Origin of the sequence: Shewanella algidipiscicola (assembly GCF_900380485.1) — a bacterium.
In the GTDB taxonomy this organism is placed as follows: domain Bacteria; phylum Pseudomonadota; class Gammaproteobacteria; order Enterobacterales; family Shewanellaceae; genus Shewanella; species Shewanella algidipiscicola.
Genome location: NZ_OXJV01000021.1, coordinates 64,514 through 88,264, shown reverse-complemented (window position 1 = coordinate 88,264; position 23,751 = coordinate 64,514). Strand labels below are relative to the sequence as shown.

Here is a 23,751-nt window from a genome sequence, read left to right as displayed (position 1 = left end):
TTATTATTCTTGTTTTAATTCAATGAAACCTTTTGTACCCGCAACCCATTGTTTACCATGAGTATCCCGACTAATAGTAACCAGATTTTCACCTTGGCGTTGTGCGACCATTGCAACAGAACCATCATGATAAACATCGATAATCACGCCAGCATTACCCACGAGCCTTATCTTGTTATCATCGACGATGAGTCCACCATTTAAGGTCGACTGGATCGGCAGTGCTATCTCTTGCCAACTATTTGCTCCATCCTCGCTCTTAAACAGATGACCACGCAGCCCCATAACGTAGACACCTTTGCTTGTCACCAAAGCATTAAATAAGGAGCCGTCATAAGGAAAATCGAGCCGCTGCCAACTGATCCCTTTATCTTCTGAGACCGCCGCTAAGCCTAACTCACCCACCATTAATAAACGCGAATCATCAAGCTGTACCACGCGATTAAAATGGGGCAGCAAGGTACTGCGTTCACTGAGGTATAAGGCTTCATCTTCGGCTTTTAAGTCTTCAAGGTAGGCAATATCTTCTTCAAATAACAGCTCAGCATGAAACTCAGGCTCCCACGTATTGCCGCCATCTTTACTGCGATAAAACATGCCATAAGCCCCAATGGCAATGCCGTTGAGCTCATCGAAAAACAGCACATCCATGAGGGGTTTTTCTATCTCAGGCGAACTCATCTGCACCTGCCAACTAAGCCCGCCATCTTGGGTGTGTAATACCGTGGCATCATGACCCACTGCCCAGCCAAGCTTGCCATCAAGCAGATAAACCTTAGTTAAATGGGCTTGAGTTGGTGATGGACGCTGCAGCCAGTTGTCATCAAATATAAACAGATGCCCGCGCTCACCAACCGCCACGGCAGTGTCAGCCTTGAGCGTTGAGTCTAATACTAAGGAGTGCACGGCTAATGGTTGAATGGATGAGCTGATATCGGTCTCGGCGCACACTGTGTTTATGTTCGAGGTAAGCAACACAGACAACACGGCCAGTCGAAGCATGCTAAACGACATACAAACTTCCTTTTGTAATGGAGAGGCCTTTTGGCCTCTCCCTAATTGGTGATTAACGAATACCCGCACGTCGTAGTGCTGCTGGAGTGAAGTTTGCCTCACTCAACTGTGCATCAAAATTATACATACGACCTTCGTTATCTAAGCCCATAGCAAGATAACGACGCGATTGCAGATCATGGATAACTTCTAAGGTGGTCCACAAGGTGGGCACTTCATAGTAGTTAATCGCATGAGCTACGCCGACGCGATACAACTCATCGCGGTTATCGTACATATCGGTTAACAACACTTGCCAAGAGTCTTCATCAATATAAAACACTCGGGTTTTATAGATATGACGCATCCCCTCTTTGAGCTGCGCCTTAACGACCCATACACGGTGTTTTTCCCAGCGAACATGCTCAGGGTTGATATGACCTGCCTGCAAGATTTGATCATACTTGAGCTTATTTGAATGCAACTTATAGTCGTTGTAAGGGACATAGATCTCTTTCTTACCCATTAACTCCCAGTTATAACGCACAGGCGAGCCGTTAAACATGTCAAAGTCATCTGTGGTACGCAGCCCATCAGATACTGTGCCTGGTGTATCAAATGCCACATTGGGCGCCTTACGCACTCGGCGCTGGCCCGTGTTATAGGTCCAAGCTTGGCGCGGCAGGGCTTCTTGATCCATCGTCTCTTTAACCAATAACGCCGTACCTGCTAAGCGGGCTGGCTGTGTCACTACCTGCTTGAAATAAAACAGTGTATTGGAGGCCTTTAATTGATCCAACGTCATTTCTGGACGTGAATATTCAAAGCGCAGCTCTTCAGCAGTTTCAACCAAGGTATAACTGCCACTGGCCGTAGGTGCGGCTTGACTGCGCGAGGTTTCAAGGTCCACACCACGAAAACGCAATACATGGTTCCAGATAGCTTCTAACCCATTTTGCGGAATTGGAAATGGGATCCCAACCGTAGCGCCGGAAATACCATTACCGTCGGCAATTAACTCGGCACGAGTCGCGTTGGCCTTGGTGGCATCGTAGACAAATTGTGGTACCGAAGCCGTCCTGCGAGTCTGATACACATTCATCTTGTATGTGTCTGGATAGAGCTCAAACAGTTTGAGTTGCCCCTCGGTAAGATTTGCCTTGTACTTATCTTTGTTAGCATTAGTGATGGTAAATTCAATTTTATCAGCAGCAAAAGGATCTGGATGGTGCATCCCTTTTTCGTAACCTGCGACCACTTTCGTAATACCACCATCCCACGCAGGAATAGATCCATCTGCGTTAGCCGCTTTTTCGCCGCCAAGTGGCGTTAATGATGTGCCCAATTTGGCCGCGTCGGCCTCTGATACTTTGGCAATGGCTGCAGGGGCGCTCAATGCAACGATCACAGCAGCTGACAATATGGCTAATTTCTTCATCGTTATTGTCCTTGTGAATTAGATTGAATACTTGATGTTAAATGACACGTAATCACGATCAGACATCTGATTAGTCGTGCCTACACCACCAAAGAAAGAGTTATAGGAGAAATCGGCTCCCCAACGGCTTTGATAATCGAAGTTAACCCCGATAGCGACCGCTTTCTTACCTTCGGTAAATAGGAACATAGGATCAGGGGTTATCCCTTTAACATCATGAGAGAAGATAATGCGCGGTGCCATGTTCACACCCGCAAACAAGTTGTTGTAGTCCGCCTTGGCTACAATTCGATAACCCCATGAAAAATCAGTTGGGAACGGATTGGTTTCTGGGCCGTTATGCAGGGCTTCGATAATGCCAGGCATATCAGGATTTCCCCCTGAACGAGCCGTGCCAGGGCCATTTAAACGCAGCTCATCAAAGCCAGGCATATCGTGGATCCACACACCACCGACTTCGGCTAACATGGTTAAGTTACTGGTGCCTAAAGTAGGGCCAAATAAATGCGTAAAGGTAACCTGTGCTTGAGTAGTATCACGCAGAATATACCCTTTGGCTGACTCGCCTGAGCCTATACCTTTAATTTGCGATATACCGTCTAAATCAGGGCGCAATCCGGCATTGGCGAGTTGCTGAGGCATGGCGGCAAATAAGAGTTCAACGTCATCAATTTGCAGCGGCTCATCTTGACGATGGGCTATTTCACCCGCAACGGACGTATCACCAATCAAGGTGTTAAAACTGAAGCCATAAAGCTGAATATCTTCAGGATATTCAATTTGTGCCTTAGAAAAGGTTTCTAGCCCTAATAAGGTGTTACGATCGACTGTGCCTCCGGCAGCAGCAACGGCGCCCAGCTTAGCTAAGTCTCGCCCAATCGCCTCGGTAGTAAAATTAGCCGCGGTGCCACTGATCAAAGGACGGCGGCTGTGGTAGTTCATGTAATACAAACCAAATTCAGTTTCACCCAATTCTGGCGCATAGTAACCAAACTTAACACCGTACTGTCCTGAATCACTGGCACTGGCTTGATCTTTAACTAGAGTGGCTTTGGTCGGATACGCTAAAGCCAATTTCCCTAAGGTCTCGGCATCATATTGCCCCGAAGCCATCATCTGTAACAAGTTATTGTATTCTGAGACAATAAAATCGAGATTCATGTCTGGGTTAGCATTAAAGCCCAGCTGCGCATTTTGACCATAGCCACCATAACCGGCAAAGTCATTAGTGGAAAAAAACGAGCCGGGTGTTGGTACCCATACTGGTTCCCAATCATATTGGTAGAAAGCTTCAACAGACAGGAAATCGGTAACCCCCAGTGATGCCCACACCATGCCCTGTGGCCTAAAGGCTTCTTTTAATTCAGCCCCTGGAGCATTAAGAATATTCAAATCCACCGGGTTAATCACACCGATACCGTGGGCAATCAGGGTACTTTCCCCCCACGACACGACTTGGTTACCCACTCGAACTGTTAGCGGGTTAGCACCATCATTAAAATCGAAATTACCGTAAACAAACGCATCGAGCAGGCGCACATCTTTACATTGCACCTTAGAGGCCTCGGAGTCGGCACAAGGATCATATTCTTTACCCGTTAATGGGTCACTGTAACCATAACTGCCGTCATTGGCCTTTTGATCGTAGAAGTACATGCCACGAGCAAACAGACCATAGTTTTTATATTGTAACGACAGCTCATGTAGGCCTTTAAACACCATTGAAGTAACGTCGCCTTGAGAATAGAGCATGTTACTCAAGTCGCCGTTACTGGAATATGAGCCGGGTTGAGCCCAGATCTCTGCTGAAGAATATTTGGTATTGTTAAACGCGGAATAATTTGACCAGTCGAAGCGCGGGTGATTCACTTTACCAATATGATCATCCCAGTTTCGCTCTTCAACTCGCCAACTTGCGCCAGCACTCCAAGTTGAATCAAACGAACCTTGCACTTCCCCCCAATCAAACGACACCGCCTGAACAAGTGGCGTGGTTGTGATGCTCAACGCTGCAATAATCCCCAAAGCAAGCGTTGACTTATTAAAGCCATTTTTAAGATTTTTCATTTTAGCTCTTCTCCGTAACCTGCTGGATTCTTTGTTATAGGAATGGTAGCCAACATCTTGTTAGCGTACAGGTAACACCATTGTTACAGCATTTACTATCGATGAGCAAGGTGTAAAAAGAGAAAATTACCTTGATATTTGGATACTTAAGCTAAATAAAACCGTACATTTCAAACGCACGATTTAAATAAACAGATACAAGAGATTAACAAAAAGGAAGGTGTATCAAAAAAGCAATAATAAACAAGCAATTATATTTATAAAATGGGAAAGATTAAGCTGGAGATTTACGATCACCCGTTTGAAGTAATTACTCTAGTTTATTGTGCGCGAGTCAAAGAACGAAACTGCCCTGCATCATCGAGCTCTAATCTAAAATGACCAGACAGGCCACCTGTTGTTAAGAAAGGTCGAAAGTGACGGGCATTGATCCACAGCGTTTTACCCCCAGTTTCCTTAACTTCGACTTTATCCACATATCCTTGATAATAATTTAAAAAATCATGGTAACTGACATAAATTGAAAAGAAAAAGACCATAATATCGTCAACAATAATAAGAACAAAAATGACGAGGCAGAGGCTGCCTCGTCGCTAACAGTTTATGCCAATGCCTTGGACACTTTCTCAAACAGATCATTCGACAGTTGTGGCAGGGCAAGTATTTGCTGTAATGATTGCTGCATCAATACCTGTCGGCTCTCATCAAACTTCTTAAACTGTATTAACGGCGTAATAATGCGCGCCGCAACCTGTGGATTAAGCGTATTCAACTCAATAATGACATCAGTTAATAATTGATAACCTGCGCCATCTTGACGATGGAATACCGCCAAGTTTGCCGCCGCAAACGCCCCAATTAACGCGCGAACACGGTTAGGATTTGACAGGCTAAAAGCTGGGTGTTGCATCAAGGTTTTAATCGCGTCGATGCGCTCATCACCTGCACAGGTGGCCTGTAACGTCAGCCATTTATCCATCACCAGTGGCGTTTGAGACCAGCGCTGCTGAAAATCATCTAGCAGCGTTTGCCTAAGCACACTGTCTTCACTATTGAGCGCCGTTAGCGCGCCTAAACTGTCAGTCATATTAGTGGCATGACGATATTGGTTTTCGGCTAAGGTTTGATGTTCATCTGACACATTGAGCAATAATAACAAGGCCGCATTCTTCAGCGAGCGAGCCTCAGGTGCATCAATCGCCGCCAGCTCTCGGTATCGAGCCAGTAACTCATCTTCACAGCCACTGGCTATCTCTTCAAGCACAAATGTACGCGCCATCGACAAGGCATCGATATCGGCCTCATTGACTTGCTCAATCAGGGTCGACAGATTGGGAAAATGTAATATTTCGGCCAGTAAGGCCTGATCGAGATCCGGCTCCAGCAATAAGCCTTTTATTGCATCAATTAAACGGCTGTCGATGTGCATGCTTTGTCCCGCTTGAAGGCTAGCCACATTGTGCCACACAGACTGGCTAAATAACGTCACCGATGCTTCCCATTTAGCCACTTCACTCGAGGCAAAGCGGATTAAGTGGAGCAGCTGCTCAATACTGTAGTTAAAGAGCAATTTTACTGGCGCCGAGAAATTTTGTAATAACGACGGCACAGGGGCACTTGGTAGATCATCAAACACAAAAGTCTGCTCTGCTTGTGTGACATCGAGTACTCGATTGAGTATCGATTCACCCTCGGCGCTCAGCAGTTCGAGATCAAACGGAATATGTAACGGCCATTTTTCTGCTTGCTCTGCAGTAGGCAATGTACGCTGCGAAATATGTAAGCGATACTGCTTCGCCCCAGCATCATATTCCTCTTTGACTGTGACTAAGGGCGTTCCCGATTGACTGTACCAACGTCTAAATTGGCTTAAATCGACACCGCTGGCATCTTCCATCGCCGCCACAAAATCGTCACAGGTGACCGCCTGACCATCATGACGTTCAACATAACATTTCATCCCTGCCTGAAAGCCGGTTTCACCTAACAAGGTGTGCATCATGCGGATCACTTCAGCCCCCTTGTTATACACAGTCACGGTATAAAAATTATTCATTTCAATTACAGATTCGGGACGAATGGCATGAGCCATAGGGCCGCTGTCTTCGGCAAATTGCTGGTTTTTGATGACCTTAATCGCATGGATACGATTAACCGCGCGCGAACCAACGTCTGAGCTAAATTCTTGATCCCGAAAAACCGTTAAGCCCTCTTTCAAGCTTAATTGAAACCAATCACGACAAGTGATGCGATTGCCGGTCCAGTTATGAAAATACTCATGGGCTACTACAGATTCGATGCCATGATAATCATCATCCGTTGCCGATGCGGTATCGGCCAACACATACTTGGTGTTAAATACGTTGAGGCCTTTATTTTCCATGGCGCCCATATTGAAAAAATCGACCGCAACAATCATGTAGATATCGAGATCGTATTCCAAATCAAAACGCTGTTCATCCCAAGCCATCGACTTTTTCAGAGATGCCATCGCATGATGGGATTTATGCAAGTTACCTTTATCCACAAAAACTTGCAGTGCAACTTCGCGACCGCTTTTGGTCACAAAGCTGTCTTGTAGCAGGTCGAAATCACCAGCTACCAGAGCAAATAAATAAGCAGGTTTTGGAAACGGATCCTGCCAGCAGACGAAATGACGACCACCATCAAGATCGCCAGCTTCTACTTGATTACCGTTACTGAGCAAATAAGGAAACGCTTGCTTGTCGGCTTCCACTCGCACAGTGTAAATCGCTAACACATCTGGGCGGTCGAGAAAATAAGTGATGCGTCTAAACCCCTGCGCCTCACATTGGGTGCAGTAGGCGCCATCGGACATATAAAGGCCTTCAAGGGCTGAGTTCGCCCCAGGGTCAAGACGGGTTATCACTTGCAGTTCAAACTCAGCGGCTAGATTTTCCAGCAACAGTTGACCATCTTGGACTTGATAAGGATAAGGGTTACCATCAACGGTCAAGGCCTCAATCGACAACGCTTCACCATCGAGTAATAAGGAAGTCGCGCTGTCATTTAGACGACGCACTTGGCTGGTTGCCGTCACTCTGGTATCACTGCCAGCCAACACAAAGTCAAGCGCTACATGGCTAATGGTATAATCTGGTGCGCGGTAATCTTTTAGGTATTTCGCTTGAACTTGCGTCATCACAGTTCCTCTTGTCACTTAAAATTTGATAAAAAAAACGCGCCAATAGCGCGTTTTTTATTCTAGGCAGCCATTTATTTAGACTGATTTTTAGCCACTTGTTCCATGTCTACCATATCGAGAGTAATAAACACAGTTTCATCTAAGAATGCATCGGGTAACGCCATCTCATCGTCGGCATCATCGAGCGATGTCAATGGTGTTAAGCCTTTAACAGCACGGCGCTCGTTTAAACGTGCTAACTGCTTACTATCACTCGCCTCACGTTCGGCAATACGCTCTTTTTCCACTAAGGAGACACTGGTTTCTTTATGGCTTTTCTTAAATTCTGCAATATCTTGATAAATATAGCTAAATTCTACGTCTTGCTTAATTCGTTGTTGATGACGGCCATCTAAATTAACCACCAAATTTGAATTGATGTCGCCTAGGGTGCTGTATTGAGCCATCGGCACCTTGTCCCACGGCAATGCATTATCTTCTTCGGCTTCGCCATATTCACCCGGCTCTAAGGCACTAGGGAACGGAATATCGGGTGTGACACCTTTAATTTGGGTGCTGCCGCCATCGATGCGGTAAAACTTAGCGATGGTGTATTGCACATGCCCAATCGGCTTATCGTACATATCATAGATACGCCCGAGGCTTTTATGCTGCTGCACTGTGCCTTTACCAAAAGTCGACTCACCAACGATAAGTGCGCGATCATAATCTTGCAACGCCGCGGCAAAAATTTCAGATGCAGAAGCGCTATAGCGATCGACCATCACTGTCAGTGGACCTGCATAAGCAACCCGACCATCATTATCACGGTTTTGTGAAACTCTACCGTTGGCATCACGAATTTGCACTACTGGGCCTTGTTCAATAAACAAGCCGGTTAACAAGGTGGCTTCGGTTAATGCGCCGCCCCCGTTGCCACGCAGATCTATGACGACCCCTTCAACATTTTCTTGTTTCAGTTTGGTCAGCTCTTTAAACACGTCTTGCGACAGGTTCATGTAAAAGCCTGGGATCTTAATGACACCGATTTTGCGACCAGCATAATCTCCGCTTGAAGGCTCAATCACCTCAGAGGTCGCTGCGCGATCTTCTAGGCGAATCTTATCACGAACAATTGTGACATAAGTGGGTTTAGCTGAAGAGCCACCTTTCTTAGGTAAGACTTGCAGCACCACTTTACTGCCTTTTGGGCCTTTAATGAGTTCAACAACATCATCGAGACGCCAGCCAATCACATCGACTATCTCTTTACCTTCTTGGCCAACACCAACGATGCGATCTTCAGGGGAGAGTTTTTCACTGTTAGCCGCAGGGCCACCAGCAACTAAACTTTTTATTACGGTGTAATCTTCATCCATCTGCAGCACCGCGCCTATGCCTTCAAGGCTTAGGTTCATTTCCATTTGGAAACGCTCAGCGTTGCGCGGAGAAAGGTAACTGGTATGCGGTTCTACAGAGCGAGAAAAGGCATTCATCACGCCTTGAAATACATCTTCACTCTTAGTTTGGCTCAAGCGTTTGATGGCGTTGTTGTAGCGCTTTTCTAGCACTTCAACAATTTCATCCCACGTTTTACCTGTGAGTTTGAGGTTGAGGGCATCGTATTTGACCCGCTGACGCCATAGCTCATCGAGTTCGGCTTCATCTTTTGGCCAAGCCGCCTCTTCTCTATCGTAATGATAGCTGTCACCCGGGACGTTAAAATCAATTTCAGTATCGAGCAGGGATAATGCATAAGCGAAACGGTCATATCGGCGCTGTTGAGCCAAGTCAAACATCTTATACGCTGCGGCTAAATCGCCACTCTTAAGCATGTCATCAAATTCGGTTGCATAGACCTTAAAACTGTCAACATCGCTTTGTAATAACACATTACGGCGATAATCCAGCTGCTTTAAGTAGCGGTCGAACACCTGCATAGCAAAGGCATCATCAAAGTTAAAACGATGATAATGATTACGTGCATAGGTGTCCGCCACTCGCTTACTCGCCACTTTATGCTGTGGCTCTTGATTCAAAGAGGGCAACTCGCTTGATGGAATTGTAGGCGTCAATGCCCAAGCCGAGAATCCTACAAAAATGCTGGCAATGGAAGCTACCAGAGTTAGTTTTCGCATCAACAAGTTACTCCTTTGTACAATAGAACAGTTATAGCAGGATATGTTCAACCTTCACTTTAATGGTTAATCCTGAATCTAACTGCACTTGTATATCTTCTTTTTTGATGTCGAGTACGACACCCGCTACTGGTGATTTACCAAGTTTGACATTGACGCGTTGATTTGGTTTCAACTCGCCTAAGACTGCAGGCGTCAAATTTTGTACTGCAACGTCAGGTTTGGCCACTTTAGCCGCCGCAGGTTTGCGCTTAGGCACAGGCTTTTTAAAGGGCTTCTTTTCAGCCTTAGGCTGAGTATTTTCGCCCTTGCTAGCTGCCGCTTTTGCTAGACGTTTAGCCTTGGCTTTTTCTTGACTCTCTTTCAGTGTAGCTTGTGCATGATCGATATGCTCTTGCTCTAGCTCACCACATTCGTTGCCATCAAGGTCGACACGCTTTGCCCCAGCTTTGATACCTTTCAGGTAGCGCCAACTGCTAGTATAGCGACGTAAGGCAATTCTCAATTGAGTTTTACTGACTTTAGAATCATCAGCTAACCTTTCAGCCAAGTCCTGAAACAATCCAATTTTAAGGGGTTTAGTTTCACCTTCAGCAATAAAGCACAAAGGAAATGTTTCATATAAATACGCAAGAATAGCGTTGGTGTCGGTCAACTTTTCTGTTGATTCCATCATTACTTCCACAGTTAAAAAAGGGACTATCACCACACCAAACATCTATTGGTGGGCGTGTCGTTCATATTTGTTAGATGCTATTAACGGGCATGATCTTACCTAGCGTAGATACACCCGTTAGCGTTTCGTCTAACATACCTTATCAATTACACTTAACAAACGCCAAGTATTCATTTCAAGCAATGAAATACTCCCCAGCGTTTTTGATGTTCGCCAAGCAGCCTATTATAAGCCTGCTAGATACGAATGCGACCACCAATTGCGCAAAATTGATGTTAGTTTAAGCAAATAAAGCCTTTTCCAAACTTTTTACTACTAATTCAAGGCCATTTTCGTCGACTTTATCAAATCTGTCCAAAGATGGGCTATCGATATCGAGAACCGCGATCACTTGGCCATTGCGTCTTAATGGGATGACAATTTCAGAATTACTCGCCGAATCACAGGCAATATGGCCGACAAATTGATGTACATCGGCGACACGTTGCGTGGTATTGGTCTGCGCTGATGTGCCACAAACCCCCTTGCCCATTGGAATACGAGTACAAGCCACTTTTCCTTGGAAAGGCCCTAATATCAACTGCTCTCCCTCAACCAAATAAAATCCAGCCCAATTGATATCGTCAAGGTTGTCATTAATTAATGCGGAAAAGTTAGCCATGGCTGCGATAAGGTTATCTTCGCCGCTAAATAGCGCCTCAGTTTGGCGAGCTAAAGTGTCATAACACACAGAAGTCATAGGGTGTCCTAATAAATTATGCTTTTGATTCAGTTTTTTTACTGGCTTTTTTTACTGCCGCAGGTTTGGTTACCGCACCGCCCTTTAATAAACCCATCAGTTGATCTTTATTTTCAGCTAAATAAAAACTCAATTTTTCCAATGCATCGTCATCAAGGCCTAACTGAGCCTGTTCGATAAAAGGAAGAAGATTGTCGGCGATATCGAGCATCTTATCAAAGGCATCGGCCTCTTTTTTAGATGTGAATGTCATCTTCTCTACCCCTTCTCTGACTACGACAAATTTCGTTATAACTGCCATGCCTGCCCTCATACTGTTTTTATATACAGTCCTAGAATCTCATAAATACAAGTTGTTATGCAAGTGTTCAAATTTATCTGATAGAATCTTGTTCTATTATTTTGCTATCAATGACTTCACTGACACTGAGGCATCATGGTAACGACATGCATAGACAACGGCTTTTTGGATCTGAAAAATAGGGGGCAATAATGTATTTCACCCGTCCCAAACGATAGGAATACGCATCATTACTTCCGATAAAAATGTGTTAGACAAGAGCATTATCCTGTGCCGCTCGTGTGACTTAATCGTCAGCAAGCGGGCGTTACCTATTGGGGTAAGAGCCCTCTGTCCTCGCTGCCATAGTAATTTGTATGACACCCCATATTGCTCCATCAATGGCATGCTCGCCTTGTGCATTACCGCTTTAGTACTGTATTTTCCTGCTAACATTTTCCCTGTATTAGAGTTACATTTTTTAGGCAGTGTACGCACCACAACCGTGATTCAAGGGGCGATGTCGGTGGCATCTCAAGGGTATTGGGTGGTTGGCATTGCAGTTTTAGTGGCTGCGGTTATCGCCCCAGGTTTACTCATCTTGTCTGTATTAACACAAATTTTAATCGTTAAGTATCAAATGAAAAATCCCTTTTTTCGTAATATTTACCGACACCTGTTGCGCTGGCATAGCCTGTTGACTGAGTTGACTATGCTCGAGATATATATGATTAGTATCTTTGTTTCAGTGTTTCAACTCTCCGACTACACCGACCTCTATTTTGGTATAGGGACATTCTCCTTCAGTATTTTATTTATTGTGGTGATTTTCTTGCAGCGTGAATATGATATCGAGCATATGTGGAACCAGCTAAATGAATGACACTCACAGCAACTCGCAAGGACAAGCAGCGGGGATCACCTGTTGCCCTACTTGCGCCAAACTATGCCGGATTGAAGATAACTATTGCCAACGCTGCGGCCAACACGTACAGAGCCGAGATTATGCCAGCATCCAAAAAAGCTGGGCACTACTGATCACCGCAGCCGTGTTGTTGGTGCCAGCCAACTTGTACCCAATTACGGTAATGACAAGCCAAGGACAAGTTCGCCGAGACACCATCTTTAGCGGTATTAATCATTTGATTCATCTAGACTTATGGCCTATTGCTATCATTTTATTTACCGCCAGTATTCTAGTGCCCATGCTTAAAATTATCGGGTTGGCAACCTACCTGCTTGCCATAAGTTATCGTCTACCTATTTCAAAAAAGACATTAATGACAGGCTTTCACATCATTGAATGGATTGGGCGATGGTCAATGTTGGATCTGTTTGTTATATCGATAACGGCCGCCTTAGTTAATATGGGACAAATATTTGATGCTAAACCCGCCCCTGCTGCAACGGCGTTTGCATTAGTCGTCTTACTGACACAACTGGCGGCGAAAGTATTAGACACGCGTTTACTCTGGGATCGATTGGAAGCGAAAAATGACAAAAATTGAAACACCTAAAGTAGTAAAGAAAAAGTTATTTTCGCCAATTTGGCTGTTACCTATCATCGCGCTGGCGTTGGGTGCTTGGCTGGGCGTCAAGAGTATCCGAGAATCGGGTATCGATGTGCGTATCCATTTTCCGAGTGCCACAGGTATCGACGTCGGTAAAACCTTAGTACGTTATCAAGGTTTAACCGTAGGTAAAGTGGTCGACATTAGCATCGATGATGCTCTGCAAGGTGTGAATGTCGATCTGTTGATGGATTATCGCTCTACCCCATTTTTAAAAGACAACACCAAATTTTGGCTGGTCACCCCTAAAGCCTCAATCACAGGTGTTGAGGGGCTCGATGCGCTTTTTTCCGGTAACTATATCGCCATTCAACCCGGTGATGGCAATGATCGCAGTGAGTTTATCGCCGAAGACCAAGCCCCGCCAGTCGCACCAGGTTCCGACGGTTTAATGGTGCAACTGAGTAGCCCTACCTTAGGTTCTCTCGATATAGGCTCGCAAATCTTTTATCGTCAAATACCGGTCGGAAAAATTTTCAGTTATCGCTTAGTCAATGACAGCAGTATCTTATTTAATGCGTACATACAGAAACAGTACACACATTTAGTGAAACAAAACTCACAATTCTGGAACGTCTCAGGTTTAGCCGTCGATGCTTCACTGTCGGGTATCAAGGTAAAAACCGAGAGTCTGTCAGCCATTTTAGCCGGTGGCGTCAGCTTTTCATCCGATCCTAATGGCCTCCAAGCCGAGCCAAATCAACACTATACCATTTTTGATAATAAAGATGCCGCCATTGGTGGCGTGGGGTTCTCACTGCTGGCCAGTAACGCCGATGCCATTCAAACGGGTGCCAGCATTGTATTTCGTGGCATAGAGATAGGCCGCGTCACCCACACACATTTAAGTGACGCTGGCGTCCAATTTGATGCAACATTCGATACCGACTATGCCCATCTCTTGAGTGGTACGGCACAATTTTGGGTCGAAGGCGCCGGCATTTCGACACAGGGGATTAAACATGCCGCACGCTTACTCACAGGTAGCGTGATCAATTTTATGCCCGGTACAGGTGAGCCTTTAGCACAGTATCCACTACTCGATAGCGCCCCGCCATTACATAACCAACCTTTCGCGTTGACATTAACGGCCAACGAAAACCCAGGCATCAACATTGGAGCACAGGTTCGCTTTAAACAGTTGCCTATTGGCAGTGTCAGCGCTGTGCGGTTTAAACAAGATTACAGCGGCGTCGAATATTCAATAGATATATGGCCAGAATATCAAAGGCTTATTTCATCTGGTAGTTATTTCATCCCTGAATCAGCATTAGCTATTGACGCATCAATTGATGGGATCACGGTGAAGACTCGTGACTTAGATACACTCACTCAAGGGGCGATCAGTCTAATTCAAGGCAAATCTTTAACCCTAGTAAAAGAGCACAGCACCTTAGCGTTATTTAGCTCGCAGAAACAGGCGAAGGAAGCCATCAGTCAAGCGGCTCAGCGACGCATCACCCTGTTGAGCCCAGACGGCGCCGATTTAAGTGTGACATCGCCGCTCTATTTTAAAAAGATGCAAATTGGCCAAGTGCTCGATGTGGCTTGGCAGCCGCAGAGCAACAATTTTGCCATCACCCTAGGTATTGATAAGCAATTTGACTCACTGTTAACCCCTAAAACTGTGTTTTGGCGTAACAGCGCCTTGACTGTCGATGCCAGCTTACGAGGTGTCAATGTAGAGGTTGCGCCTTTGAATGGCGCGATCAAAGGGAGCGTAAGTTTAGGCCTACTCGATAGCGATAATGCTGTTAATCGCCAACACTTATATGGCTCTAAGGCGCTTGCTTTAGCCAAGGCAACCCCTATCACGCTTAGTTTTCCCGCCACAACTAAGTTAGCGGCCAAGGCCGCTATTCGCTATTTAGGTCATCAGGTGGGTGAAATCGAGCAGGTTAAACTCAATGACGACCTCAGTACGGTGAATGTCGATGCTTATCTTTATGGAGATTATGCCAAGGCATTTACCCGCCAAGATGCGCAATATTTTTTAGTCGATGCACAGATTTCGTTATCTGGCATTCAGGCGGCTGAAACCCTACTTACCGGCCCCTACGTGGCAGTCCTTCCTGGTAATAGTCAACATTTAAGTCAGCATTTTATTGGTCTAACCCACAACCCAGTGCAACTAGATGATGGCTCGCTGCAAGTGACCCTTATCGACAGCAGTTTAGGCTCCATAAGAATAGGCAGTCCCATTATTTTTCGCGGCATTAAGATTGGTGAAATAGCCCATTACCAGCTATCAAACAACGGAACTGAAGTCAACATGCGAGCACAAATCGATACGCGCTATCAACATTTAGTCAATCAAAGCAGTCAATTTTGGGATATGTCAGGCATCAAGATCGATGTAGGTCTATTTTCTGGCGCACAAATAGAAACAGGATCACTTGAGACCATACTCACTGGTGGTATCGGGGTCGCGACACAAGCGGTGACCAGCTCAGCCAATCGACTGGGCAGCAATCAGGCTTTTATCCTACATGATAAACCACAGACTGATTGGCTTGATTGGGCGCCAAATCAACAGCCCAATCCATAATCATCATTAAGCGGCTAACATTAATGAACCAAGACGAGCCTCGCGGTTGCGAGGCATTAATGCGACTCATATCGCGTCTAGACCGATGAATATTGCGTAAACTGCTACTCAAGAAATGGTCAGTACCGCGAGGAAGCTTTCACCATGTCAAAAGATCTGATGCGTACAGCAGCCATCAACCTAAAAAAAGCAGTACCACTGATGTTAAAACATCAGATCCCCACCACCCCAACAAATTACGCATTATGGTACGCCTATGTGGGTGAGCAACATCCGGTACTAGTTGAAAAAATGGATAACCTAGTAGCCCAGTATCAAACTTGTCCCCCCGTCAATGCACAATTATTGTATCGCGAACACTTGTCTGATCCAGTTGAAATCGATGTACTGGACATGCGGCAAAATTTAGAAGCCATGACGCTGGAACTATCGCAATCACTTAAAGATACCAACCATGATGCCAAAGGCTTTCAAAAGCGGATAGATCACAACTTCGAGCAACTCAATCGCATTGACGAGGAAGGGGTCAGCCTAGAAAAAGTTCTCGGGCTAGTACGTAATTTGGCAAAAGAGTCTGATGACATACGCACCAGTACCGAATTTTTTACCGCCAAATTACAACAGGCACAACAAGAGATAGATGCCCTACGCGACAAGTTGAAACGCTCAGAAAAAGATGTCTATTATGATGCGCTAACCGGTGTGCTCAATCGCCGAGCGTTCGATCAAGATTTGGCCGGCATTCTCTCGCAAGCCCCTGAAGGCACTTGCCTTATTTTGGTCGACATTGATCATTTTAAAAGCTTTAACGACACTTACGGCCACCTACTTGGCGACAACGTCCTAAAGGCCGTCGCTAAACGCCTAAGTGAAGCGTGCCGCGATGGCAGTAAAATTTACCGCTTTGGCGGTGAGGAATTTGCCATTTTGGTCCCTAAAAGCCACCAGCGTAAGGCGCGACATCTGGCCGAAGCCATGCGCCGTTCACTGGAAAAAGTCAGTATCAAAGATCGTCGTAAAGACCAGTTGATCGATACCATTACTGCCTCTTTTGGGGTCAGCGAGTGGCACAAGCAAGATAGTCCAGCCGAGCTAATTGAGCGCAGTGACGGTTTTCTTTATGATGCCAAACGACTCGGGCGCAATCGTGTGATGCCCATCTAAATGAAATGAACCCTCACGCGGCGCTGAAAATAAACCCGCAGCGCCGCTCATATTATAAAACATCACTTAAGCAGCAACTGAGGCCAGCTGTATTTGTGGCTTTGCCGCCACAGGCTCCGCTATCACCACAAAACGCCAGCGACTTTGCGCACTCAAGCTGTCAAAGGGATAACAGGTGACTAAGGTTAGCTGCAAATCCTCTTGCCCATCAAGTAGCCTAGTATCGGCTTCGGCCACAATTTGAATCGACACTACCCGATAATCAATCGTTGCTGACGAGCTATCTTGCACCCGCAGTAGTTGCCCAGGTTGCACCCCTTTTAAATGGGCAAAATGAGTATCTCTATGGCCAGCAATCACAGTGTTCCCCCAGCCATTAAGTTGATTTGCCCCCATTAGCGTGGCAGGACCAAACGCTAAGTTTCTGCCTGATGCCCCCGCTAATACATATAAGGCTTGTCCCTGCAACTGCCCCTGCCCTGAAACAAATTGCAGCTTAGCCACGGGATATGTGTCGGCCCAACTCCATGGCTTATGTTGCTTACCATCATTTAAGGTATCGCTCCACGCCTGCTCGATTAGAAATTGGGCAAAATGTGCCTTCGCTTGCATATAGCCTCCTTTAAACAAAAATACAATCGCAACAATACCAACCAATAGCATGATGCGATGACGATGAGCCCTTATCTGTACTGGCATCTTTTTCCTCGTATACGTTGCAAGCACATCAACAAGCCGCGCTGCATCACACCGGCATAACTTACCCAATAGGCGCCAAGTAGTAGCAGCAACATGCTACCAATGGCTAAAAAGAGCCGACTCTCACTGGCTGTTTGCGGCCATTGCCCCATGGATGCTTGAGGCAGTAATGTGCTGGCTATCCCATCGAGACTCATTTGCTCTGCGGGTCTCACGATACGATTATCGACCGCCACCAAGCTGGTGTAGGGGCTCACCAAATGGTGATCCAGTGCGATTTGAGTCACTTGACGCTTTACGCGCTCAACATTACTACTATTTTTACTCAACATGAGCGCCTCAATCTGTTTGCGTGCCCAGATAAGATCAAGCCCTTTGGCTTTATCATCGCGTTGCAATCCGACGCGCCGTTGCCACTGCGAACCACCGAAGTTACCCGAAACGATAAGCTCATCACTCTGGTATTGATGTTGATTCGATTTGAGTTTGACCGCCACCATCACAGGCTCGCCTAAATAGAGATCGCCGATATTTACCGGCCAATAATCGGGAATAGTGCCATCGCTCAAGCGTAAATCGATATTGCTCACCAAGGGGTGTTCGATCTTGGCCAGCAGCTGGCCCACTTGCGTGCTAACCTCATCCAGTTTGCCGACATAGGTGTATGTGCCGCGTCCGGTTTGCGCCGCTCGTTGCATGAAAAAACCATTAGGCGCGGCGCCAATCCCCACAGTAAACAGGCGACTGTCACCAATATGGTCGGCAATAAGTTCAAACAGCTGCTGCTCGTTAGCAATTGCGCCATCGGTGATAAACACCACTTGCTTAAGACGCGTATCTCTTGATGGCTGTAACTCATCTGGACTCGTATGGGCAAAGGCACGCAGTAACGCTGGGGCCATTTCGGTGCCACCATCGGCCACAAGATTTTGAATAAACTGATTAGCCAACCCTAAATTCGCCGCCGTGGCTGGCAATGCAGATGTCGATAATGTCTGCACTGTCGATTCGAACGCAATCACATTAAACGTATCCGCTGGAGTCAGCCCCGCGAGCGCATATTGCAAAGCACTTTTGGCTTGCGCCATTGAATCACCGTGCATCGAGCCCGATGTATCGATCACCAACAAGAGTTCCCGCGCCATTTTCTCGGCGTGCTCGGCTTGCGGCGGCATCACCATAACAATGGCATAGTCATTTTCGCTACCTTGCTTATCGGCAAGTACTGTATCTTCAGCCGTTGTGCGGCGGTGAGTTTTACCCGACTGAGCAAAAGCAACGGCGGTCGGTGCCTGTGTCAGCTCAGGACGCCAGCGCAAGACAAAATCTTTATCTGCCGCTAAAGTCTGGGTTAATTGCAGCGCCGTAATCCCCTGTTCAAGTGACGCTTGCTTGAGCCTATGATAGGGTGCATCAATACTGGCTAAAGGTAGACCCGCATCGAGATGAATATTGAGGTTTACCTTACCAACCGAAGACGCAGAGCCCACTTTTTTTGCTGCTAACAGCTTTGCTTGAGCATAAGTACCATTGCCATTAGCTGGGGATGAAGTCACTGCGGGATCATTATCGTAGCGAGGCGTGATCGCCAGCGGAAAACGCAAGCTAAACTCTCCCGCTTGGTAATTGACCAATTGCTGATAGGCAATCTCTACCACTAAGGTTTCACCTGGGGCTAAGTTAGCCACCTGGGTGGTAAACATATTCGGCCGCTGCTGTTCGAGTAAGCTGGCTTGTTTTCCACTGGTTTTTGCCTGCTCAAACTGCTGTTTTGCCTCTGCTTTAGGAAATATCTCACCTTGCAGGCGTCGCTCACCAATATGTAATGTCATACTGTCGATGGCGGCATCGTGGGGTAACGGAAACAGGTACATGCCGTTAAGCCACTGGGCAGTGTCGTTGTGAAAAAACTGCTTCACCTGCACTCGGTTGACCCAGCCCGATATCTGCATATCGACTTGAGTCTCAATCGGCAATGCACTGAACGCAAAGGCATTGGGGTGCGAAGTCTCTGATAATAAAGCCTCAGCCGATTCAGTTAACGGCTCTGATGTTGGCTCAGATAAGGGACTAGATAACGAATAGATAAGCTGACTACTCCCCAATAAGGTTTCATCATCAGACTGTGCCAGCACACTGCGGGGCAATATGGCACTAAGAGTTAAGGTGGTGTACATCGTCAGGGCTAGCCAGCGCTGCCATTTGTGGTGATTAAGCCATAATAACAGCGCCACAAAATTGAGCCGCGCAGCCCCCTGAGATAAAAAAGCCCCCCTCAGGGGGCAAGGGTTGGTAGAACGGTGATAGTCAATATCCATGTCAGTGTTCCTTGTCACTCGCGTTTGAGCCTAGTTGGCCGCAATGGCGGTATCAGCATTAAACAATTGAATGGTCACGCGGCGGTCAAAGAAATCATTTTCAAAACTCTGCTCATCTTTAACTGGAGCACTGGCTCCATAGGCTTTGGCGTTAAGACGCGCCTCATCCACCCCCTGTTTAACAAGATAACGGCTAACTTCAGCGACCCGCTGCTCAGACAAGGCTTGGTTATAACTCGAGTCACCACGACGATCGGCATAACCGGTTAAATCTAATGTTAATTCTGGCGACAGTGACATCAGATCCGCCACATCATTAAGCTGGCTTTGAAAATGAGGTTCTATCACCGATGAACCGGTTTTAAACTGTACATTTAAGCCTAAAGCCAGCTCTTCAAGGCCCGCTTGCTGATGCTGCTTTAGCTGAGCTAACTCACGCTGCGCATGGTTGTATTGCTCACTGACCTGCTCAAATTCACGATTTTGCTGGTTAAGCATGGCGAGCTGCTGCTCTTGTTCAGCGAGCAACGCATGCTGAGTTTTTATTTCACTGTCATCGGCCACCGCTTGGCCTATCATACCGCCAGTAAAGGCACCGATAATCGCTCCGACAGGCCCACCCACAACGGCGCCCAGAACGATACCTGAGCCGACGCCAATAAGCGCTTCGGTGTCTGATGAGGCTTCAACACCTGCTGGAGCACTGCCATCTAAATTACCGCTATCTAAATTACTGTTATCTTGAGCACTGTGAGCAAAGGATGAGGTTAATAGCGCGCTGGCGATCAATACGGAAATAATCTGCTTTTTCATCTTGTTATCCTTAATGTGATGTCCCGGCAAAAATGAGGGTGAAGCAAAACCGGAGACATGATGGCGATGAGTTCATTAAAACGCAGTGAAGTGGCGCTGGCAGGGAACAAAAGTGGCATTACAGCGACCAATTGTGGCAACAAAATGGCAATTACCTTAAGTCACTTTTATCGAAAAAAATTTGCTGTATAGTCACCATCCATAAAATAGTCATACTGCGATGAGAGAGCAATGAAGCGTATTGCAATAGTAGAAGATGAAGCGGCGATCCGTGAAAACTATAAAGAGGTGTTGCAGCAGCAAGGTTACAGCGTTCAAGCTTATGCCAATCGCCCCAGTGCGATGCAGGCTTTCACTACCCGTCTGCCCGACTTAGCGATTATTGATATTGGCCTTGAAAATGAAATCGATGGCGGCTTTACCCTGTGTCAATCATTGCGAGCCATGTCTAGCCAGCTGCCGATTATTTTTTTAACTGCCCGTGATAGCGATTTTGATACTGTCTGCGGCTTACGCTTAGGCGCCGATGATTACCTGAGTAAAGATGTGAGTTTTCCTCATCTTATCGCGCGTTTAGCCGCGCTGTTTCGCCGCTCAGAAATACAAGAAAGCAGCACGCAACATGCCCAGCTCATTGAGCATGGTCATCTTTCTATCGATGTTAACCGCATTCAGGTGTACTGGAAGAATCAGCCCATTGAGCTCACCGTCACTGAGTTTTGGATGGTGCATGCCTTAGCCAAACATCCGGGGCATGTGCGCAGCCGCCAAGCCTTGATGCAAGACGCCAAAATCTATGTTGACGACAGCACCATCACATCGCATGTTAAACGGATCCGCAAGAAGTTTATCACCCAAGACGACACTTTTGATTGTATTGATACCGTCTATGGCATGGGATATCGCTGGGATAACCAAGGCTAGTTATGTTTCCTTTGCCTATTGGGCTGCGCACCAAAGTCGCCATCTTGTCTCTATTTTTACTCTGCCTACCCTGGCTGGGCTATCAATACGTGTGGGAGATGGAAAAATACCTGCGCCACGGTCAAGAAAAAACCCTCGAAGGCACGACCCAAGCATTAGCGACCGCCCTGCATGAGCGACCCAAACTGTTCGACAAACAAGCCAGTTTTTTGTCACGAGTGGAGCAAGGACGAGACTTATACGCCTATCCATTGGCAAGCCCTATCCAGCTCGATGGCAAACTCAACGATTGGGGTAATTATCGTCACCGCAGCCTCCATTACGGCCAAGAGCATCAACTGTTTAACCTTGACGATAATCATCCACCCGCGATCCACTTTAACCATATGGTCGGTAAATATGCCGGCCACCTGTACGCCTTTTTCGAAGTCACAGATCCGAATGTGGTATACCGCGGCACCAATAGCTTAAGTATTGAAACCAATGATCATCTAGCCATTGCCACTCAGACACCTGACGGTAAATTTAAACGTTATATTGTCGCCACCATCCGCGATGGCTGGATAAGCGCATTCCAATTGCCTGAAAACCCTAAGCGAAAAACCCCCGTTACGCCAGAGCTAAAAATTCAAGGTAAATGGCGTAAGACGGAACAAGGTTATAATATTGAGCTGCGGATCCCACTGGACATGGTGGGCAGTAAATTGGGGTTTGCCATCGCCGATGTCAACGATAAACGCCACCGACGGGTAGAAGCCATTGTCGGTACCTCGGCCACAGACGATGTGAATGAACTGGGTACTGTATTGGTTCCGTCTCCTGAAATTGAAAGTATTATCAAAGGCATGAGCCATAACAGCTCACGCATTTGGGTGGTAGACAAACATGGGCGAGTCTTGGCTAAATCGGGTGATATTCACAGTAACAATAACGTTTGGGCTCAAGCGGCAACCGAACGCAGCGATGAAAGTGCTTGGGAGCATTTTAAACAAGAATATTTACACCCACTCTACTACCGCGTACTGACCACCCCAGCCAAGGACTTTGTCGACTCGCTGCAAGACTCAGCCGTACTCGAAGGTAGTCATATTAAGCGCGCCTTATCGGGCAAGTTTGGCTCAACCTGGCGCTTAACTCCCGACGGAAAAGCGGTGGTCTTGGCTGCTGCCAGCCCGATTTGGATTGACGATACGGTCATGGGAGTGGTGATTGCCGAAGAAACCACTCATGGTATTCGCACCCTGCGCAACAAGGCACTCGAAAAGCTGTTTAACGTGATCATAACCGTGATGAGTATGGGGACCCTTGCCCTATTCTTTTTCGCCTCGAGCATCTCCAGTCGCATCCGCAAACTCAGGGATGAAGCCGAACAAGCCATCGACAGCCAAGGCCGGATTAAACGGGCCATTGTGGGCTCAAAGGTGCGCGATGAAATTGGTGACTTATCACGCAGCTTTGCAAGCATTGTCAGCCGGTTAGGTCAATATACTCATTACCTTGAAAACATGTCATCACGATTATCCCATGAATTGCGCACCCCAGTTGCCGTAGTGCGTTCATCGTTGGAACACCTCAACGCCCAGGCACTGCCACCTGAGCATCAAAAATATGTCGATCGTGCTCAAGAGGGGGTCAGCCGCCTTAATATGATCCTCAACAACATGAGTGAGGCAACACGGCTAGAAGAGGCACTTACCCACGCCGAAATAGATACTTTCCCACTGGCAAAAGTGATTTCGGGCTGCATGCAGGGTTATCAAATCACTTACCCTAAGCAGATGTTCGAGGTCGATATTTGCCCCGAGCCGCTTAAGATGCAAGGGGTGCCAGAATATATTGCCCAACTGATGGATAAGCTAGTCGCTAACGCCATTGAATTTAGCCTACCCGCTACGCCTATAGAGGTGAAACTGCATGCCAAAGGCCGTATCGCCATGCTGAGCGTTTACAACCAAGGGCCTGCACTACCTGAAAATATGAGTGAGCAAATTTTTGAATCTATGGTCTCGGTGCGCCCACAACCTAATCAAGATAAGCCCCACTTAGGCTTAGGCCTGTACATAGCGCGCTTGGTTACCGCGTTCCATCAAGGCAGCATTGAAGCTAAAAACATCCAGCAAAACGGCCAACACCAAGGCGTGATGATCAGCATCAAACTCCCGATCAACCCAGTGTAAAATATCTGCGTTCATTGCCCATCCGCCCTTTCATTTGGCCATTTAGATGTTAAGATGGCTA

18 protein-coding genes are annotated in these 23,751 nt (G+C 46.6%); 6 read left to right on the top strand and 12 right to left on the bottom strand.

What is annotated here, in order from left to right; all coding sequences use genetic code 11:
* Window positions 1–3: 3 nt before the first annotated feature.
* The 9 genes from DN599_RS17665 to DN599_RS17625 form a co-directional block, all read right to left on the bottom strand.
* Window positions 4–1,014, bottom strand: coding sequence for a beta propeller repeat protein (locus DN599_RS17665; RefSeq protein ID WP_110458917.1), 1,011 nt, complete (start codon window positions 1,012–1,014; stop codon window positions 4–6).
* A 52-nt stretch (window positions 1,015–1,066) separates the two neighbouring features.
* Window positions 1,067–2,431: a DUF1329 domain-containing protein gene (locus tag DN599_RS17660; RefSeq protein ID WP_110458916.1), complete on the bottom strand. Its 1,365-nt coding sequence runs from the start codon at window positions 2,429–2,431 to the stop codon at window positions 1,067–1,069.
* Window positions 2,432–2,449: 18 nt separating this feature from the next.
* Window positions 2,450–4,498, bottom strand: coding sequence for a DUF1302 domain-containing protein (locus tag DN599_RS17655; protein ID WP_110458915.1), 2,049 nt, complete (start codon window positions 4,496–4,498; stop codon window positions 2,450–2,452).
* 320 nt (window positions 4,499–4,818) lie between these two features.
* Complete coding sequence (locus tag DN599_RS17650; RefSeq protein WP_110458914.1) at window positions 4,819–5,037, bottom strand: DUF2835 domain-containing protein; 219 nt, start codon at window positions 5,035–5,037, stop codon at window positions 4,819–4,821.
* 62 nt (window positions 5,038–5,099) lie between these two features.
* Window positions 5,100–7,661 carry an aminopeptidase N gene (gene pepN / locus DN599_RS17645; RefSeq protein ID WP_110458913.1) on the bottom strand — a complete coding sequence of 854 codons (2,562 nt, stop codon included), beginning with the start codon at window positions 7,659–7,661 and terminating at the stop codon, window positions 5,100–5,102.
* 74 nt (window positions 7,662–7,735) lie between these two features.
* Window positions 7,736–9,781, bottom strand: coding sequence for a carboxy terminal-processing peptidase (prc, locus tag DN599_RS17640; protein WP_110458912.1), 2,046 nt, complete (start codon window positions 9,779–9,781; stop codon window positions 7,736–7,738).
* Window positions 9,782–9,812: 31 nt separating this feature from the next.
* Entirely contained in the window at window positions 9,813–10,454 is a 642-nt protein-coding gene (proQ, locus tag DN599_RS17635; protein WP_110458986.1) for an RNA chaperone ProQ, read from the bottom strand.
* Between the two features lie 283 nt (window positions 10,455–10,737).
* The gene (locus DN599_RS17630) at window positions 10,738–11,196 is read right to left on the bottom strand and encodes a GAF domain-containing protein (protein WP_110458911.1); all 459 of its coding nucleotides are present in this window, start codon (window positions 11,194–11,196) and stop codon (window positions 10,738–10,740) included.
* Window positions 11,197–11,212: 16 nt separating this feature from the next.
* On the bottom strand, window positions 11,213–11,497 hold the full coding sequence (locus tag DN599_RS17625) for a YebG family protein (protein WP_110458910.1): 285 nt from the start codon (window positions 11,495–11,497) through the stop codon (window positions 11,213–11,215).
* A gap of 247 nt (window positions 11,498–11,744) precedes the next feature.
* On the opposite strand from DN599_RS17625, the gene DN599_RS17620 reads away from it, so the two are divergent.
* The 4 genes from DN599_RS17620 (at window position 11,745) to DN599_RS17605 (ending at window position 16,759) form a co-directional block, all read left to right on the top strand.
* Window positions 11,745–12,359 (top strand): paraquat-inducible protein A, encoded by a 615-nt coding sequence (locus tag DN599_RS17620; RefSeq protein ID WP_162599241.1) that lies wholly within the window; start codon window positions 11,745–11,747, stop codon window positions 12,357–12,359.
* Window positions 12,352–12,984 carry a paraquat-inducible protein A gene (locus tag DN599_RS17615; RefSeq protein WP_110458908.1) on the top strand — a complete coding sequence of 211 codons (633 nt, stop codon included), beginning with the start codon at window positions 12,352–12,354 and terminating at the stop codon, window positions 12,982–12,984. The genes DN599_RS17620 and DN599_RS17615 overlap by 8 nt, the downstream gene beginning before the upstream one ends.
* Window positions 12,971–15,595 carry a PqiB family protein gene (locus DN599_RS17610; RefSeq protein ID WP_110458907.1) on the top strand — a complete coding sequence of 875 codons (2,625 nt, stop codon included), beginning with the start codon at window positions 12,971–12,973 and terminating at the stop codon, window positions 15,593–15,595. Before DN599_RS17615 ends, DN599_RS17610 begins: the two co-directional genes overlap by 14 nt.
* A gap of 144 nt (window positions 15,596–15,739) precedes the next feature.
* Complete coding sequence (locus tag DN599_RS17605; protein WP_110458906.1) at window positions 15,740–16,759, top strand: GGDEF domain-containing protein; 1,020 nt, start codon at window positions 15,740–15,742, stop codon at window positions 16,757–16,759.
* Between the two features lie 66 nt (window positions 16,760–16,825).
* On the opposite strand, the gene DN599_RS17600 is transcribed toward DN599_RS17605, so the two are convergent.
* Genes DN599_RS17600 through pdsO form a run of 3 tightly spaced genes read right to left on the bottom strand, consistent with a single transcriptional unit; the run spans window position 16,826 to window position 20,589 of the window.
* Complete coding sequence (locus DN599_RS17600) at window positions 16,826–17,422, bottom strand: class GN sortase (protein ID WP_275426009.1); 597 nt, start codon at window positions 17,420–17,422, stop codon at window positions 16,826–16,828.
* A 20-nt stretch (window positions 17,423–17,442) separates the two neighbouring features.
* Window positions 17,443–19,776 carry a marine proteobacterial sortase target protein gene (locus DN599_RS17595; protein ID WP_110458905.1) on the bottom strand — a complete coding sequence of 778 codons (2,334 nt, stop codon included), beginning with the start codon at window positions 19,774–19,776 and terminating at the stop codon, window positions 17,443–17,445.
* 30 nt (window positions 19,777–19,806) lie between these two features.
* Window positions 19,807–20,589, bottom strand: coding sequence for a sortase-associated OmpA-like protein PdsO (pdsO, locus tag DN599_RS17590; RefSeq protein ID WP_110458904.1), 783 nt, complete (start codon window positions 20,587–20,589; stop codon window positions 19,807–19,809).
* 231 nt (window positions 20,590–20,820) lie between these two features.
* Here pdsO and pdsR point away from each other — a divergent pair, with 231 nt between their 5' ends.
* Together pdsR and pdsS are read left to right on the top strand one after the other, a co-directional pair.
* Window positions 20,821–21,513 (top strand): proteobacterial dedicated sortase system response regulator, encoded by a 693-nt coding sequence (gene pdsR, locus DN599_RS17585; protein WP_110458903.1) that lies wholly within the window; start codon window positions 20,821–20,823, stop codon window positions 21,511–21,513.
* Between the two features lie 2 nt (window positions 21,514–21,515).
* Window positions 21,516–23,690, top strand: a complete 2,175-nt coding sequence (pdsS, locus tag DN599_RS17580; RefSeq protein ID WP_110458902.1) for a proteobacterial dedicated sortase system histidine kinase — start codon at window positions 21,516–21,518, stop codon at window positions 23,688–23,690.
* Window positions 23,691–23,751 lie beyond the last annotated feature (61 nt).

What these genes read in the sequence shown, in the direction of transcription:
- DN599_RS17665 (WP_110458917.1), bottom strand. Translation starts at nt 1,014, where the DNA reads ATGTCGTTTAGCATGCTTCGACTGGCCGTGTTGTCTGTGTTGCTTACC.
- DN599_RS17600 (WP_275426009.1), bottom strand. Translation starts at nt 17,422, where the DNA reads ATGCTATTGGTTGGTATTGTTGCGATTGTATTTTTGTTTAAAGGAGGC.
- proQ (WP_110458986.1), bottom strand. Translation starts at nt 10,454, where the DNA reads ATGGAATCAACAGAAAAGTTGACCGACACCAACGCTATTCTTGCGTAT.
- pdsS (WP_110458902.1), top strand. Translation starts at nt 21,516, where the DNA reads ATGTTTCCTTTGCCTATTGGGCTGCGCACCAAAGTCGCCATCTTGTCT.
- pdsR (WP_110458903.1), top strand. Translation starts at nt 20,821, where the DNA reads ATGAAGCGTATTGCAATAGTAGAAGATGAAGCGGCGATCCGTGAAAAC.
- DN599_RS17625 (WP_110458910.1), bottom strand. Translation starts at nt 11,497, where the DNA reads ATGGCAGTTATAACGAAATTTGTCGTAGTCAGAGAAGGGGTAGAGAAG.
- DN599_RS17650 (WP_110458914.1), bottom strand. Translation starts at nt 5,037, where the DNA reads ATGGTCTTTTTCTTTTCAATTTATGTCAGTTACCATGATTTTTTAAAT.
- DN599_RS17655 (WP_110458915.1), bottom strand. Translation starts at nt 4,498, where the DNA reads ATGAAAAATCTTAAAAATGGCTTTAATAAGTCAACGCTTGCTTTGGGG.
- pepN (WP_110458913.1), bottom strand. Translation starts at nt 7,661, where the DNA reads ATGACGCAAGTTCAAGCGAAATACCTAAAAGATTACCGCGCACCAGAT.
- pdsO (WP_110458904.1), bottom strand. Translation starts at nt 20,589, where the DNA reads ATGAAAAAGCAGATTATTTCCGTATTGATCGCCAGCGCGCTATTAACC.
- DN599_RS17630 (WP_110458911.1), bottom strand. Translation starts at nt 11,196, where the DNA reads ATGACTTCTGTGTGTTATGACACTTTAGCTCGCCAAACTGAGGCGCTA.
- DN599_RS17610 (WP_110458907.1), top strand. Translation starts at nt 12,971, where the DNA reads ATGACAAAAATTGAAACACCTAAAGTAGTAAAGAAAAAGTTATTTTCG.
- prc (WP_110458912.1), bottom strand. Translation starts at nt 9,781, where the DNA reads ATGCGAAAACTAACTCTGGTAGCTTCCATTGCCAGCATTTTTGTAGGA.
- DN599_RS17595 (WP_110458905.1), bottom strand. Translation starts at nt 19,776, where the DNA reads ATGGATATTGACTATCACCGTTCTACCAACCCTTGCCCCCTGAGGGGG.
- DN599_RS17605 (WP_110458906.1), top strand. Translation starts at nt 15,740, where the DNA reads ATGTCAAAAGATCTGATGCGTACAGCAGCCATCAACCTAAAAAAAGCA.
- DN599_RS17660 (WP_110458916.1), bottom strand. Translation starts at nt 2,431, where the DNA reads ATGAAGAAATTAGCCATATTGTCAGCTGCTGTGATCGTTGCATTGAGC.
- DN599_RS17615 (WP_110458908.1), top strand. Translation starts at nt 12,352, where the DNA reads ATGAATGACACTCACAGCAACTCGCAAGGACAAGCAGCGGGGATCACC.